A 15,244-nucleotide genomic window follows, 5' to 3' on the forward strand; every position below is an offset into this window, starting at 1 on the left:
AAACAGCCCCGGCACGCGGAGTCACCAGCCCTCAACCGGCACTTGTCCCCGCAAACACTCGCCGCAGAACTCCTCGTCGCCCTCCGGCCGGAACAGGCGCGCCTGCGTGTGCACGCCCTCGCATTCCCACAGTTGGGCGATGCGTGGCTGTACGGGTCCGGGGCAGCGGGACTCTTCCTCGACGGGCGCGGGTGGTACATCGCTCAGGATGTACCGGAGCAGGCCGCCGGGCTTGAGGATCGGCTGCTTGGGACCTGGCAAGCTGCGCCGCACATGCGCCCGTACGCCGCCTGGTGTGTGCCCCGCCTCCAGCCAGGCGCTCGCCAGTGCCGCCAGCTGCGGCAGCATGCCGCGAGGCAAGCGGAGCCTCGGCTCCAAGTCAATGATGGTGGCGATGAGTTGGCGCCCAGCATCCGTAGCTGCGGGCACCTCGGGCGCCTCCGGCTCCGGGGGCGTCTGGGGATGGTGGGGGGTGTTCTCAAGAACGGGTTTCTCTGGATGACGGCCGACGGTCCGGCCTGTCGGATCACCGGCGGCCGGGTTTCCGCCCGCCGGAGCACCGTCCCGTAAGGCGAGCGCCTGCTCCGGTTTCAGCGGCACATTGGAGACGAGCTGCACGGTCGACCACAGTCCACGGACACCCTGCTGGCGCCACTCGTGCAGATAGCCCTCGCGCTTCAGTTCGCCCTTGGCGCGGTTGAAGGCGCACTTGCCGATCCCGGCCTGACGGGCGGTTTTCGACAACGGGTCCTTGGCGTTGTCGGGGAGCGACAACTGCCAGGTCAACAGCCGTACGGCGTCCGACGAGAGGCGCGGATGGCGGAGGATTTCGTTCGGCACCTGGCTGAAGAAACGGGCAGGCGCGATAGCATGACGGAGCATTTTCCGGTGGCTTCTTCCACTGGTGATGAAGGCCCTCTTCGCTGGCTGGAACCGGCGTTGAGGGCCGCCTCATGTGAGGCGTGCTTTCGCGTTCACCGTACCGCAACTTGCGTATGCGAACAGTCACTTGACGCAACCGGGCGGACCCGGCGGTCGCGTGTCCGAGCAGAGCGAATCAGCCGACTGCCTTCCACCAGGAGGACAGCGTTCTGGCTGCCTCCTGAAGGCCGACCTCGTAATTACGGATCCGGAGGACCAGGTCCCGCGCATCCTTGGGCTCCGCCTCCAGTCGATAGCCGTTCAGACGTGCGAACTCGCGCACGGCCAGCCAGGCGAACTGCAGGTTGCTGTGCTCCAGAGGGTCGTGGCGGGCCAACTGCTCAAGAAAGGATGCTGCCTTGTAGCGCAGGGTGGGATAGACCTCGCGCTCGAGTGCGACGGCGGAAACCCGATCACAGGCGCACGTCAGGATGCCGAGGTCGTCCACCTGTGGGTCACGTGGCAACGTCTCAGCCACGGCTAGCAACTGCGGCAGATCCATACGGATCACCACTCGCCGATCTCCCGCTCCGAGCTCCGGCTTGCCTCACGCAGTTGGGCGAGACGCCGGTCGTTGTCGCGGTCGAACTCCGCGAATGCCTCGGCGTACTGCTCCGACCCCTCCCGTACGGATCTGCGCAACAGCCGGTCCGCCTCAACGGACTCCGCGAGCAGGGTGTCGTGCATGTGCGCTTGAAGGCTCTTGCCCTGCGCCTCCGCGCGGCGGCGCACGGCGTCGAGCTCCTCCGGACGAAGCCTTATCGTGACTGTCTTCATCTCCATGGCTGCGACGCTAGCAATGCAGCCACGGACTGTGGAGGCGTTACCTGGAACGCCCCACACACGGGTGACGTCACTGGCCCACCCTCCCGTCGATGCACTCGCGCAGCAGGTCGGCGTGGCCGCAGTGGCGGGCGTACTCCTCGACCCGGTGCACCATCAGCTCCCGGACCGCGATCCCGTCCTTCCCGAGACGCTCGCCCAGATCCGCGTGCCCGGCCAGCGCAGCGTCCGTCGCGGCCTGCTCGCGTTCGAGAGCGGCGTACGCGGCGTCGATCACGGCCTGCTCGGCGACGGCGCCGTTGAAGTCCCCGTCGGGCTCGCCGTACAGCTTCGGCAGCGGCTCGCCGTCGGTGATCCAGTTGAGCCAGTCCCGCTCCGCCTCGGCGAGGTGGCGAAGGAGGCCGAGCAGCGACATCGTCGACGGCGGCACCGACCGCCGGGCGAGCTGCTCCGGTTCCAGGCCCTCGCACTTCATGCGCAGGGTCAGGCGGTAGTCCGCCAGGAAGGTCCGGAGCGTCTCCAGTTCGCCCTCCGCGCTGACGCCTTCGCTGCTGCGGGGGTCGTCGTCCGGGTCGGCCCACATGTCGGGGTAGACGGACGCCTGGCTCCATCGTGCGGGTTGGTCGGTCATACGCCGCATGGTCGCCGAGGCGGCCCGCGCCCGCCATCGGTTTACGGGGGACGCGTCCCTACTCTTCTTCGTACTCGTAACTCTGGAACCAGTGCGTGTCGTAATAGCGGGCGACCGAGTGCGGATGCGAGCGCTCGGTGAGCATGCGGAAGACGAACTCGGCGGCGGTGCCGTCGAATCGCGTCCAGGTGTCGGCGATGTCCTGCGACGCGAGGACGGGCCAGCGGTCAGGGTCGTCGCCTTCGGTGAGCCAGTAGAACTGGTCCGCCTGCTCGGACGCCCCCCACTCCAGGAGTCCGCCGGGCGCGGGATGGATGCCGTACGGCCGCCACAGGCTCGTGCCCGAGCGGGCCGCGAACGCGGCCAGATGTTCCGCGTGCTCCACGAAGTCCATGCCGGGGACATCGGACCCGGGCACGTAGAGGGTGAGGAAGCCGTCGAAGGCGCCGTATCCGAATATCTCGGCAAGCTGCTTGAAGTCCGTGGGCAGCCGGGTGCCGAGCCGCGCCTCCACCGCATCCCAGTCGACCGTACGGGCCTCACCCGCCCACCCGGTCACGGCCACGACCCGCTCGACCCACGTAGCGTCGTCGGACAGCTCCTCCACAACGGGCACGTCCCGCTCGGCGACGAGGACGACGTGCCGTATGCCGTCCCCCACCCGGACCGTCCCGGCCCCGATCCACTGGTCGGCGTGCGCCCAGGCCCGCATGCCGATCACGTCAGTACCGAAGGCCGTGAGCACGGGGAGCCCGGTCGTCGCGTCGACAGTGGGATCGGCGTAGCCGCGCATGGCGAGGTTGCGGGAGGCCCCGTAGCGGTTGCTGATCCCCTCGATCAGTTCGAGGAGGTCGAGCTCTTCGGAAAGGGCGAGGCATACGTGCCCTGCGCCATGCCCGTCCTCGCCGCACTCGTAGCGCTGGGCGCCACTGCCGACCAACCGCGATACGGCATCGACGAGTTCATCCATCTCCATGACCGCCTCCCACCTCCTGCGCTCGCCTCTCGGCTCCTCCCGTTCCCCTCGGGGAAACCAGGCTGGTTCTACAACACGCCGTCCTCAGCGCGCGAGCGGCCGGAACTTTCGGACATCTCTACGCGTGCGGCCACCCGCAGCGCGTCGTCCAGCGCCTCCGTGAGCCGCGCGCTCAGAAACCGGAACTCCTCCACCGGCACGTCCGGTTCGGCCAGCATCCCGCGGGCGTGGCCGAGCAGTTCCTCACCCAGATCGAGCTGCATGGCCTCCACCTCGTCGGCGAGCCGCGCGAGGTGCCCCTCCCCGCCGGAGGACAGATAGCAGGGCTTCCCGTCGGGCGTCTTCCACGGGAGCAGCCGCATGTTCTTCGTCATGCGCACCACGCTGCCGCCGCACGTCCACCCTGGCCGGAGGATTTGCCCAACAGTGCAGCGGGGTAGGCCCGTTGTGCGATCCGTGCGATGGCGCTCCGCGCTGTATATCTGGAGGCTGGATGCCCCACGACGACCATCCCCCGCCCGCCCTCCTGATCTTCGGCGAGCAGTCGAGGTACCTGAGGGAATAGCGGGGGATATCGCGGGGCGAACTCGCGGCACGCATCCCGTACTCGGAGTCGATGATCGCGATGGTCGAACGCTCGGAACGGCCACCGCAGCCAGCGTACATCGTGGCGGTGGACGACGCGCTGGGCGCGCAGGGCCTTCTGAAGCAACTGGCCCGACACGTCGCGGAGAGGGACCATCCGGCGTGGGCGCAGGACTACGTAGATCTGCAGGCTACGGCGCTGGCGTTGCACGTGTACGTCGCGCATTTCCTGCACGGCTTGCTCCAGACGGAGGAGTACGCGCGGGCCGTGTTCCGCTCACGGCGTCCCAGCCTTGAGGACGATGCCATCGAACGAAACGTGCGAGCTCGCTTGGTGACCCAGAGCCTGCACACACGCAAGCCATACTGCCGACTCACCTTCGTGCTGGAGGAGTGCGTCGTGCGCAGGATGTTCGGCGGCCGAGAGGTGCGAGATGGCCAGCTCAGACACCTCGCCGAGCTGGGACAGCTGCACAACGTACAGCTCCAGATCATGCCGGGGACGCGAGAGTCCCATGCCGGCGTCGACGGCCCCATGACATTGCTGGAGACTCCGGATCACCGAACCGTCGGATACGTGGAGGGCCAGCAGGGCGGCTACTTCCTCACCTCGCCCGAGGACGTCAGCGTCATGAGCCATAGGTACGGTGCCTTGCGGGCTCAGGCTCTCGACACCGAGGCATCGTTGGAACTTGTCCAACGCCTACTGGCAGGAGAGGCATGAATACCGAACTAGTCTGGTTCAAGAGCAGTTACAGCGGCAGCGAGGGCGAAGCCTGCCTCGAAGTCGCCCTGGAATGGCGGAAGTCGACGTACAGCGGTGGCGATGGCGAAGCCTGTGTAGAGATAGCAACCCAGCGCTCGCCGACGACCGTCCACGTACGGGACTCAAAGCAGGACCCCACCACCCCGACCCTGACCTTCTCGTCGAGCCCCTGGGGGATCTTCCTCGGCCACATCACCGCAGGTGGCTCCGAAGCCTGACGGAGCGGGGACCGGTGAGGCAGGCCCAGACCCGAGACCGCCGGTCCTCGCCCGGCACCGGGCTTCGTTCGAGTCGCGGACAGGACGAGGTCACGGTCACATGAATCGAAGACTCGGCGGACGGAAGTGGGGCGGGACGCTCCTCTCATTAGGGCGCCTGTAAGGAACGCCCTAATTCGTAGTGGCGGGTTCACGTAGGTCGGCCGGCCGTCGTTCCTCCCGCCTGCCCAGCGCCGCGAGAGTCAGCGTCACGGTGACCGAACCGGCCGCCATCAGCGTCATCGCCGTGGCCGGGGAGGCGAGTTGGGCCAGTGTGCCCGCCAGGACAGCGCCGATGCCTTGGAGGGCGGCCATGCCGGTGGCGTGCAGGCCGAGGGCCTGGCCCGCGAGGTCGTCCGGCGTGAGGGACAACAGACGTTCCTGGAGGACCAGGCTCGCGGCGAAACCGACGGAGGCAACGGTGACGGCCACCGCCGACAGCGCCACTCCCGGCCGCAGGACGAAGAACAGGTAGGGAGCCGCGAGGAGCAGCCTCAGCGGGGTCGCGAGACGGGGGCGCACCGCGGGCGGCACCAGGCGGCCCACCGCCATGTCGCCCACGAGCATGCCCAGCGCCCCGACCGCGTACAGCGTGCCGGCGGCTCCGGGAGCGTAGGAGACGTAGAGCGAATCGCTGCCCACCACCAGGCCGTTGGGGACCCACAGGCCCAGGTACGCGAGGCGGCGGGGGCGCGAGGACCACAGGAGGGCATTGGTGCGCCAGGTCGCCGCGACGGACGGGCGGCCGGCGGAACGCGGTGCCCGCGCCGTGAGGCCGAAGCGGGTGACGACGGCAGACATCACGTACAGCGCTGCCGCGAGGAGCAGGCAGGTCCGTGGGGACAGGAGCGCGAGCAGTACGCCGCCCGTCGCGAAACCGGCCATCTGCGTCAGGCCCCAGAGCATGTTGAACACCGAACGGCCGAGCACATAGCCGTCCTTCGGGAGGATCTCGTTGAGCAGCCCTCCGCGCACTCCCCCGCCCAGCGACGCGACCAGGCCCTGGAGGAGTACGACGGCGAACACCGCCCAGACCGGCAGACCGGGCAGCGCGATGACCGCCGTGCCGGCCGCGAAGGCGACGGCGAGGCCGGACAGGACCGCGCGCGGGGGCAGTCGGTCGGAGCCCGAGAGCAGGAACGCGCTCCCCAGCAACTGCGCCAGCTGCGGCCCGAACATGCTCACCGCCGACAGGAACGGGGAGCCGGTGGCCCGGAAGACCAGCGTGCCCAGGGCCAGGCCGCCGATCGTCTGGGCGGCGGCGAAAGTGGCGAAGGAGAGCAGGAACGGGGTGAACTCCGGCGTGCGGAACAGGGTGCGGTAGCTGCGCATGCATCGAAGTCTGGGAGCGGACTGGGGGTCGTGTTTACTGTTTCGCCGATACGCGAAAGGTCGTACGTACGCATGGGCTTGTGGCAGATCGACGCGGACACCCTCGCCCGCAGCCGGTTCGTGCTCTCGCCGTTCGCCGAGACCTTCGCGTGCCTGAAGCTGCTGCACGCGGGGACCGGTGCCCATCCGGGCGAGGATGCCTGGCTGCGCACACACCTGCCCGGCTACCGTGCGCGCCTGGCAGCCGACCCGGTGGCCGCACTCCTCGTACAGGTGGCCATCGGCACGTCCTGGATCGCCGACTTCTTCTGCCCCACCTCGTGCGAGGGCGAGAGTTTCGAGGAGACCGTGGCCCGGGTGCGGGCGGCCGGGGCCGGGGAGGCCCGCGCCAACCTCCGCGTGTGCCTCGACGGCCCGCTCCCCGCCACCCTGGATCGGGACGACCTGCCCGAGCGGGCGACCGCGCTGTTGACGTACGTCTGGCAGGAGACCGTACGGCCGCACTGGGAGCGGCGGCGGCGCGTTCTCGAGGCCGACATGGTCGCGCGGACCACGCACGTGAGCGAGGGCGGCTGGGCGGCCGTCCTTGACTCGCTGAAGCCGGGGACACGGTGGCTCGGGGGGAGCCGGTTCCAGGTCAACCTGAACATGAATCCGCCGCGGGAGATCGCCGCCGGGGCCGACCTGCTGTTCATGCCGGTGACGCCTAGGACGAGTTGGGTGTCATGGGAGCGACGGGAGCGGTACGCCGTCGTCTACCCGTGCCTCGGGGTGCTCGCCGAGGACCACGACCGACGACCTGTCCCGGCCGGGCTCGGCGCGCTCATCGGGACCACACGGGCCGGATTGCTGGTCCTCCTCGGAACTCCCATGAGCACGACCCAGCTGGTCGCCGTGACCGGGCAGGGGCTGGGGTCGGTGGGCAGGCACCTGCGGGTGCTGCTGGACGCGGGCCTTGTGGAGCGATGGCGTGCCGGGCGGTCGGTGCTGTACGTGCGGACGCCGGCCGGGGAGGTGCTGGTGGAAGCGTCGGGGGCCGGAACCGGGGACATCACCGCAGGTGGGACCGAGGCCTGACGGGCAAGGACCGGTGGCGCGGGCCCGGACCCGAGCCCGCCGGTCCCCGACCGCCCCGGCACTCTCCAAAGAACGCACGAGCCAACCTGACGACGATCGCGGAGGCCCTGACGGCGTCAGCCCCGGAGGGGGACTGAACAGCGATCGCCCCCCAGAAACCCTGGGGGCGATCGCTGTTCACATGCGCCTGCGGATCAGTTGCCGATCAGTCGACGCGGTCACTCACTCAGGCCCAGCACCTTCGGGAAATCGCTGGGGAAATCCCTGGGCATGCCCGGCACGTCGATGGTGCGCCCGTACACGCCGGCCAGGAACTCGACGGCGCCGACCGGGAACTCGATCCAGTCAGCGTTGTCCGTGCGGACGACCACCGGCCATGCGTCCGGGTCCACAGGACTCGTCCTCCAGTAGAAGGAGTCCCCCGAATTGGAATCCGCCCAGCCGATCAGGCCTCCCGGCTGCGGGAAGGGAACGTAGCCCTCGGTGTCGTCCATCTCGTACAGATCCTGAAGGATCTCGTCGTTCCTGGACGCTGACGCCCACGCCACCTCGGCACCGGGCGTCGGTACGGACACCATGACGAAGTCATCGATGACCAGTACCGGGTACGCCTCCGCCAGGGCCCGATAGTCCGAGGGCAGCGCCGTCCCGAGGGCCGCCTCAAGGGCAGCCCAGTCGACGCTACGCCCCGCTTCCACGCGCCACTGCGTCATCGACGGCAGCGCGGCCTCCAGCTCTTCGATCCTCAGCATGTCCGTCAACTCTCGGTGAGTGGGGTGCCCCTGGAACGGCCAGGAACTCCGCGACCCTAAGCGCGGACAGGGCGCGGACGGGGTGGGGGCGGGGGTGGGTGATCCGGTGACGTACAGGTAATTACGGGGCGATTTCCCGATGGATTCCAGGTGACCTGCAGCACAACCGCACAACCAGTGACGTTTCCCGATGGTCGATCGCTGAAGAGAACAACTACCCGCGTGACGGGTGTGGCATTTGTGAACTTCTTCGAGGGGTGGGGCATTTGAGCCCGCGAAATTCGCGTGCGCGCAGATCACATGCGTACAAACCGCTGAGTCTCAAGCGCAGGGCCTGGGTGACGGTGGGGGCCGTCGTCCTCGGTGGCGCGGGTGTGGTGACCTACGCCGTCGCCAGCCCGGAGGCATCCGGTGGCTCCGGCCCCTCCGCGACGACTCCTCGGCCGGTCAAGGTGCGCTCCGCCGCGCTGCGGGCCGACGGCAGCAGCAAGCGGGAGCTCCCGCGCACCGGCACCGAGCCGTTCTCGCTGGTCGGGGTGACCTGGGACAAGCAGAGCGCCGACCTCAAGGGCACCGCCCAGGTCCGCACGCGCAGCAGCGTGACCGGGAAGTGGACCGACTGGGTGTCCGTGAACACGGACTCGCACCTGCCCGACCCCGACACCGCCGAGAGCGAGCACGGCGTGCGGGGCATGTCCGAGTCCCGGTGGGTCGGGCCCTCGGACGGCGTCGAGGCGCGCGTGGTCGCCGCCGACGGATCGTCGACCGCGCTGCCCAAGGGGCTCACCCTGGCGATGGTCGACCCGGGCGTCACCTCGAAGGAGGCCAGGAAAGCCAAGGCTGCCCAGGTATCCGGCGCCTCCGGTGGGCCGCAGAACGCGGCGTACACCACCGACCTCGACGAGCCCTCCTCGCCGGCTCCCTCGGACTCCCCCTCGGAGAGCCCCTCGCCGTCGGCCTCGCCCAGCGACTCCGCTCCGGCCGGCTCCCCGAGCCCGTCGGACTCCGCCTCGGCGAGCGCGAGCCCCAGCCCGTCGCCGACGCCCACCAAGCCCCCGGCCCCGCCCTCCACGGTGAAGCAGCCGCCGATGATCATGCGGTCGGAGTGGAAGCCGGACACCTCTCTCGCGGTCAACTACAGCCCGCCGGAGTACATCGACAAGATCCAGGCCGTCTTCATCCACCACACCGTGGACGCGAACGACTACAGCTGCGCCGACTCGGCCAAGCTGATCCGCGCCGACTACGCGTACCACGTGAAGCCGGCGCCGGACGGCAACGGGTGGAAGGACATCGGCTACAACTTCCTGGTCGACAAGTGCGGCCAGATATTCGAGGGCCGCGAGGGCGGCATCGACGAGCCCGTCCTCGGCGCGCACACGTACGGCTTCAACTCGTACTCGACCGGCATCGCGGTCCTCGGCAACTTCGTGAACTCCAAGCCCTCGCGGGCCGCGATGGAGTCCGCCGCGCGCGTCGCCGCGTACAAGCTCGGCCAGTACGGCGTCGACCCGAACGCCTCGGTGAACCTCGTCGCCGCCGCCGACACCGGCGTCTACAAGACCGGTGAGACCGCGACGCTGCGCACCATCTCCGGGCACCTGGACGCGTACGCCACCGAGTGCCCGGGCAAGCAGCTGGAGGACCGGCTCGGCACGATCCGCTCCTTCGCCGCCGGGGCGGGCCGCAGCTCCGTCGTCCCGACCGCCGACGTGAACCGCGACGGCATCAGCGACCTCGTCACCGGCCTGCCCAGCGCCTCCAGCGGCGGCCGCGTCGTCGTCGTGCCAGGCGGCGCGAGCGGCCCCGACAGCGCCAAGAAGATCTCGCTCACGCAGTCCAGCCCGGGCGTGCCCGGCGCCGGTGAGGGCGGCGACCAGTGGGGCGCCGCCGTGGCCACCGGTGACATCAACGGCGACGGCTACGCGGACCTCGCGATCGGCCAGCCCGGCGAGGACGACACGTCGTCGCACGCCGACCGCGGCGCCGTCACCATCCTGAACGGTCCGTCCTTCACGACCGGTTCGCAGATGAACCTCGACGAGGGCTTCTACGCCAACGGCGCCAAGTACGGCTCCGCCGTGGCGGTCGGCGACTTCAACGCCGACGGCAAGGCGGACGTCTTCGCGTCCTCCTCCGGCACCGGCGGCACCTGGACCGCGCGCTACGCCGAGGGCCAGGAGTCCAGCTCCAACATCACCAGCGGCGACAAGGCCCTCTCCTACGAGGACGCCACCAGCGGCGACTTCAACAAGGACGGCTACGCGGACGTCGCGCTCAACTACCGCGACTCGACGTCCATCGGCCGGGTCGTCTGGTTCAAGGGCGGCCGGAACGGGCTCACCAAGGCCGGCACCCTCACCGTGAAGGGCGGCCGCTCCATCGCCGCCGGCGACATCAACGGCAACGGCGTCGACGACATCGTCATCGGCCAGCCCTACACCGCCGAGTCCGGCGCGTACGCGGGCGGCCAGGTCACCGCCGTCTACGGCACCGCGGGCACGGGCCTCACCGCCACCGGCGCCAAGGTCATCCACCAGGCCACCTCCGGCGTCCCCGGCGCCGCCGAGTCCGGCGACGCCCTGGGCGCCTCCGTCTCGGTCGGCGACTACAACGCCGACGGCTACGCGGACGTCCTGGCCGGCGCCCCGAACGAGGACATCACCCGCACCAGCAACCGTTCCAACGCTGGCACGTCGCTGCTGTTCAAGGGCTCGTCGACCGGTCTCACCGGCACCGGATCGCTCGCGGTCTCGCAGGACGAACCCGGTGTCCCCGGCTCGACGGAGACCAACGACAACCTGGGCTCCGCCGTTTCCCTCACCGACCTGACCGGCTTCGGCCGCGCGGACCTGGTGATCGGCGCCGCGGGCGAGGACGCCGGCAACGGCACGCTCCTGTACGTCCCCAGCAACAGCACGGGTCTCGGCCTGTCGACGTCCAAGTACATCGGCCTGACGCAGCTCGGCACCCCGGCCGGCGCCCACCTGGGCACCACGCTGGCGCCGTAGCACCACGTACCCGGCACCACCTGCAGAACCTCTCGCCGCGCGGCTCCCGACACCCGGGGAACCGCGCGGCGAGGGCCGTTTCGGTCGGGGGCGGGGCGCCCTCGCGCCTTGTCCGCTTTGCGCCCGCACTTGCGCCGCCGCGCCCGAATGGGTTACTCACTACCTTCCACGGAAGCGGACCCGACCGCAGGAGGGGGCGGCCGGGCCCGGTTCCGTTCAGGGCCTTGCGGCGGGCCCGGAGACCCGGTGCATCAGACGCGGCCCCGCGCCCGCCGCGACACGACGGCCCGCAGGATGCGCCGGCCCTCCGTCGACACGTCGAGCGCCTGGCGCAGACCGCCCGCGCCCCGGCCCGCGAGCAGCTCCAGGATCCTGATCTGACGCCGCAGTTCGGCCGCCACCAGCGGAGACATGCCGTCCGTGCGGCCCTCACGCCGGGACCGTACCGAGCCCTCGCTGTCCTCCATCGTGTCCAGCATGCGGTGGATCTGCAGCGCGCCGACCGAGCAGGCGTCGGCCCACTCGCGCAGCGCGGGTGCCGACGGGGTGTCCGGCACGGCGTCCAGCATGCGCCGGGCGAGCCCGGACGCCTCGTCCGCGGCGTCGTCCGGCCCGGACGGGATCGCGGCCCGCGCCTGCGCCAGGCAGTCGCCCCACTCGGGGCCGCCCTCGGCGAGGCTGCCCCACAGCGGGCGCAGCACCTCGTCGTCCTCGGCTCCCAGCAGCGGCACGCAGCGGTCGAGGCAGGCGAGACCGCTGGCCGCGAGACCCCGCTCATCGGCCTGCGCGATCAGCTCCACCAGGCTCATGAAGTACGCCCTTTCCCCTGCCCACCCGGCATTTCGTCCCTACTGGGCTCTACTGCGTGCCGGGACGCAGGAACGTCACAGGGGCGCGACGCCGAGCCGGTCCAGGAAGCGGAAGAAGAGGGGCTCGGCGAACGGGTCGGGGTCCTGGCCCAGGACGTCGGCGAGCGGACCCGGCTCGACGGTGCGGCCGCACTCCGCGGCCCACGCGACCGCCCGCCGCGCGGCGTCGGCGGGCTCCAGGAAGTAGTCCTCCAGGGTCAGTTCGTCCTCGGAGAGGTATCCGGCCATGGCCTCGCGCGCCAGACAGGTCGTCCACGCGCCGCTCTGGGGCGCGGCCGCCTCGATGACGACGCAGTCGCTGTCCATGACGTATCCGAAGAGGGCGGGCGCGCCGGTCTCGGCGGCCAGCGCGTTCATGCTGCCGACGTCGTGGCGCCGGCCCCCGCCGTCGGGGCACTCCCAGACCTGCCAGCCGTCGGCCCGCCGCTCCAGGAGGGTGAGCCCGTCCCGCGCCCCGCCCAGAGCGTCGAGTTCGGCGAGCGGCCGCTCACTCCTGGCCACGACGTAATAGCCCCAGTAACCCATGCCGGTGTCCCCCCGGTGCCTTCGAAAACGGCTGATCTCGGCTCGGGCCGAATACACCACAGCCATCCGCGAACGCGCCACCGAAAACCCAGATCCGGCGATTACGCCGGACCGTGGCCGAAGGGCTCCGGGTCGGGCGCGGGTCCTCGGAGGGCCTTCTCGTTCTGCATGCGGGTCAGGGAGCGAACGAACAGGACGGCCGCGACGGCGGCGGCGATGTCGAGCGCGTCGGAGAGCATCAGCATCTCCGTGGCCGTCTTGATCTCGCCGATGCTTTCGGCCCTGTCGTACTGGCTGCCCGCCAAGCGGCCGATGACATTGCTCACCAGCCACAGCGACCACCAGCGGTTGATGACCATGTGCGCGTGCTTCTGCGGGATCAGGCCGGCCTCCGGAACGCTGGCGTCCCAGGTGTCGGTGGCGACCTGGCGCGGCGCCCACAGGTTCACGACGGGCACGAACCAGCCCCAGGAAGCCCAGCCACGCGACCTGCTGTGCCCGTCGGGCCGGAACACCTCGGCGTTGATGCGCACCCGCCGGAACCACACGATGAAGACGACCGCGGTCGCCACCAGGGCACACAGCTGCGCGACGCCCGCCGCCGAGTACAGCGAGTCGATGCGGTCGGCGTCCGCCTCATTGCCCGCCGAGAAGTGCCCGGCCACGAAGTCCGCCGCGAGACTGCGCTGCTCGAACCCCACCCACAGCGCGAACAGGTCGATCGCGGCCGTCACCCCCAGCAGGACGACGACAGCCTTCGAGACACCGACCGGCGACTTGAGCACGGCAAAACTTGTGGACACGACGGACCCCCCACGGGTTCAAGGTGAGCCGGTCGCGCGCATCTCCCCAGAGCGCGTCGATCACCGGCCAGCGGAACATACGGTTCGAGCCACCGTGCTGTCCACTGCTCAGCCGCTCACGACCCCAGCCGGTTCGCGAGCGCCACGAACTGGGGCCACGTCAGCGGAGGCTTGCCCGGGTACCAGAGCTTCTGGATCGTGGCCGCCAGCGGCAGGCGAATGCCCTGCGCGACCTGCGCCTGCGTCTGGGAGTTCGCCAGGTCGCTCCACACGGCGAACGTGCCGCCCAGGATCTGGCTGTCGTACTTCGCGGGCACCGGCGTCGTGCCGCGCACGACGAGCGGGGTCCAGCTCTCGTAGATCCGCTGCCCGGTCGGGTACACGAAGTCGTTGGGCTGACCGAGGACGTAGTAGAGGTACTCGTCGTTGTAGTTGGTCATCTTGCGGCCCTCGGCCAGGTACTCCTCCGGCGGGCGCGCCCCGATCTCCTTGCCGGTCCAGTACGCGACCTCGAGGTTCTTGTCGGCCTGGACGACACCACCCCGGAAGAACCCGTCGTTCCACGCCTTGAGGGAGCGGTTGAACGGCTTCATCGTGGCGGCCCGGTCGTTCAGCCAGCCCGTCGTGAGGTCGGCGACCGTCGCGTTCGCCCCGTACTTCTTCTTGGCGGCGGCCGCGAGCTGCGGGAAGGAAGCCTCGGGGTTCTTCACCGTCAGGGCCTGGTACTCGTCGCCGCCGAGGTGCCAGAAGGCGCCGGGGAAGAGGGGAGCGTACTCACGCAGCAGATCGTCGACGATCTTCGCGGACTCGGGGTTCGAGATGTCGACGGCGCCGCGCGTCGCGGCCCCTGCCGTGTTCCGCAGCTGGAGCTCGGGGTGCGCCGCGATCACGGCGCCGAGGTGTCCGGGCGAGTCGATCTCGGGGATCACGGTGATGTGCCGCTCGGCGGCGAGCGAGACGATCTCGCGGACCTGCGCCTTGGTGAGGTGGTCGGGCGAGACGATCTCGGGGTGCGAGTCCGACTGGATGCGGAAGGCCTGGTCGTCGGAGAAGTGCAGACCGAACTGGTTGTACTTCAGGTCGCCGATCTCCCGGATCCGGTCCTTGATCCACCCGGCCGTGAAGTGCTTGCGCGCGATGTCCACCATGAATCCGCGCTGCGGCTTCGCGGGCGCGTCCTTCACGACGCCCTCCGGCGCGGTCCCCCCGCCGTGCACCTCCTGCTTGAGCGTGCGCGTGCCGTAGAAGACACCCGCGTCACCCGGCCCCACGATCCGCACCCGACCGTCCTGGACGGTCATCGTGTACGACTCCTGGTTCCCGCTCCCGCCGAGCGCCAGCTCCACGTCACCGGCGCCGGCCTTGACCTTGCCCGCGTACTTCAGCTTCAGCTCGTCGGCGATGAGCTTGCCCTCGTCGGAGAGCTTCTCGTCCCCGATGACGACGCGGCCGCCGGCGGGGCGCCACCCGGGCCCGCGCGCGGCCGTGAAGTCGCGCACGGAGGGGATGGTCTGCGGGGCCTTTGACAGGGCGTACGACTTCGAGGGCGAGGGCTCCGCCGATGTCCGGGCCGAGGCCGGGGACGCGGTCTTTCCGTCGGAGGGGGACTCGGCACGGGATGCGCCGGTGCCGCCCCCGCCGCCGGCGCAGCCGCCGAGGACCATGGTCAGCGCGACCGTCCCCGCCGTGACGACTCCCGCACCGATCTTCGCTCGGTTCCGCGTACCCATCAGTGACCGCCCTCCGGTTTCGACAGCTACCTCGACAGCAACCTCGACATCGAATTCCGCGTCCTGGGAGGTGACCGTACGGGTGACCGTACGGCCCCGTTCCCCCGACCTCCTGTCCACCACACGCCCCCAAACTCTCCCGTCCGGGTGAAATCGGTGCATCCGCCAGACAGCTCCTGGCCCGGATCGCTAGCGTGGACGCGCATCCGTCACACCCTCACCACAT

The 15,244-nt window shown here is 70.0% G+C and carries 16 protein-coding genes; 4 read left to right on the top strand and 12 right to left on the bottom strand.

Features of this window, described 5'->3' with window-relative positions:
• Positions 1-21 precede the first annotated feature (21 nt).
• The 6 genes from ACIPWY_RS28110 to ACIPWY_RS28135 all read right to left on the bottom strand — a co-directional run bounded on the left by ACIPWY_RS28110 (position 22) and on the right by ACIPWY_RS28135 (position 3,685).
• The gene (locus ACIPWY_RS28110; protein ID WP_401535547.1) at positions 22-840 is read right to left on the bottom strand and encodes a hypothetical protein; all 819 of its coding nucleotides are present in this window, start codon (positions 838-840) and stop codon (positions 22-24) included.
• A 217-nt stretch (positions 841-1,057) separates the two neighbouring features.
• Positions 1,058-1,423 carry a fic family toxin-antitoxin system, toxin component gene (locus tag ACIPWY_RS28115; protein ID WP_401535549.1) on the bottom strand — a complete coding sequence of 122 codons (366 nt, stop codon included), beginning with the start codon at positions 1,421-1,423 and terminating at the stop codon, positions 1,058-1,060.
• A 5-nt stretch (positions 1,424-1,428) separates the two neighbouring features.
• Positions 1,429-1,704, bottom strand: a complete 276-nt coding sequence (locus ACIPWY_RS28120) for a hypothetical protein (protein WP_401535551.1) — start codon at positions 1,702-1,704, stop codon at positions 1,429-1,431.
• A 70-nt stretch (positions 1,705-1,774) separates the two neighbouring features.
• Positions 1,775-2,344, bottom strand: coding sequence for a DinB family protein (locus tag ACIPWY_RS28125; RefSeq protein WP_401535553.1), 570 nt, complete (start codon positions 2,342-2,344; stop codon positions 1,775-1,777).
• A gap of 49 nt (positions 2,345-2,393) precedes the next feature.
• Positions 2,394-3,311 carry a hypothetical protein gene (locus tag ACIPWY_RS28130; protein WP_401535555.1) on the bottom strand — a complete coding sequence of 306 codons (918 nt, stop codon included), beginning with the start codon at positions 3,309-3,311 and terminating at the stop codon, positions 2,394-2,396.
• Positions 3,312-3,379: 68 nt separating this feature from the next.
• Entirely contained in the window at positions 3,380-3,685 is a 306-nt protein-coding gene (locus ACIPWY_RS28135; protein ID WP_401535557.1) for a hypothetical protein, read from the bottom strand.
• 242 nt (positions 3,686-3,927) lie between these two features.
• Here ACIPWY_RS28135 and ACIPWY_RS28140 point away from each other — a divergent pair, with 242 nt between their 5' ends.
• Together ACIPWY_RS28140 and ACIPWY_RS28145 are read left to right on the top strand one after the other, a co-directional pair.
• The gene (locus ACIPWY_RS28140) at positions 3,928-4,620 is read left to right on the top strand and encodes a DUF5753 domain-containing protein (RefSeq protein ID WP_401535559.1); all 693 of its coding nucleotides are present in this window, start codon (positions 3,928-3,930) and stop codon (positions 4,618-4,620) included.
• A complete protein-coding gene (locus ACIPWY_RS28145; RefSeq protein WP_401535561.1) occupies positions 4,617-4,880 on the top strand; it encodes a DUF397 domain-containing protein in 264 nt (87 codons plus the stop codon). The genes ACIPWY_RS28140 and ACIPWY_RS28145 overlap by 4 nt, the downstream gene beginning before the upstream one ends.
• 171 nt (positions 4,881-5,051) lie before the next feature.
• Here ACIPWY_RS28145 and ACIPWY_RS28150 read toward each other — a convergent pair whose 3' ends face one another.
• A complete protein-coding gene (locus ACIPWY_RS28150) occupies positions 5,052-6,251 on the bottom strand; it encodes an MFS transporter (RefSeq protein ID WP_401535563.1) in 1,200 nt (399 codons plus the stop codon).
• 72 nt (positions 6,252-6,323) lie between these two features.
• Between ACIPWY_RS28150 and ACIPWY_RS28155 the strand changes: the two genes are divergently transcribed.
• Entirely contained in the window at positions 6,324-7,328 is a 1,005-nt protein-coding gene (locus ACIPWY_RS28155) for an ArsR/SmtB family transcription factor (protein WP_401535565.1), read from the top strand.
• 218 nt (positions 7,329-7,546) lie between these two features.
• Here the strand turns inward: ACIPWY_RS28155 and ACIPWY_RS28160 are convergent, their stop codons facing one another.
• Positions 7,547-8,080, bottom strand: coding sequence for an SMI1/KNR4 family protein (locus ACIPWY_RS28160; protein ID WP_401535568.1), 534 nt, complete (start codon positions 8,078-8,080; stop codon positions 7,547-7,549).
• Positions 8,081-8,418: 338 nt separating this feature from the next.
• Between ACIPWY_RS28160 and ACIPWY_RS28165 the strand changes: the two genes are divergently transcribed.
• Entirely contained in the window at positions 8,419-11,091 is a 2,673-nt protein-coding gene (locus ACIPWY_RS28165) for an FG-GAP-like repeat-containing protein (RefSeq protein WP_401535570.1), read from the top strand.
• Positions 11,092-11,342: 251 nt separating this feature from the next.
• On the opposite strand, the gene ACIPWY_RS28170 is transcribed toward ACIPWY_RS28165, so the two are convergent.
• From ACIPWY_RS28170 to ACIPWY_RS28185, 4 genes are all read right to left on the bottom strand, one after another.
• Entirely contained in the window at positions 11,343-11,900 is a 558-nt protein-coding gene (locus ACIPWY_RS28170) for a hypothetical protein (protein WP_362904374.1), read from the bottom strand.
• Positions 11,901-11,975: 75 nt separating this feature from the next.
• Positions 11,976-12,485 carry a hypothetical protein gene (locus tag ACIPWY_RS28175; RefSeq protein WP_362904372.1) on the bottom strand — a complete coding sequence of 170 codons (510 nt, stop codon included), beginning with the start codon at positions 12,483-12,485 and terminating at the stop codon, positions 11,976-11,978.
• A gap of 101 nt (positions 12,486-12,586) precedes the next feature.
• Positions 12,587-13,288, bottom strand: a complete 702-nt coding sequence (locus tag ACIPWY_RS28180; protein WP_401535573.1) for a DUF4328 domain-containing protein — start codon at positions 13,286-13,288, stop codon at positions 12,587-12,589.
• Positions 13,289-13,404: 116 nt separating this feature from the next.
• Positions 13,405-15,018, bottom strand: a complete 1,614-nt coding sequence (locus ACIPWY_RS28185) for a glycoside hydrolase family 20 protein (protein ID WP_401535575.1) — start codon at positions 15,016-15,018, stop codon at positions 13,405-13,407.
• Between the last annotated feature and the right edge of the window lie 226 nt (positions 15,019-15,244).

The organism is Streptomyces sp. NPDC090032 (assembly GCF_044748025.1).
GTDB lineage: Bacteria > Actinomycetota > Actinomycetes > Streptomycetales > Streptomycetaceae > Streptomyces.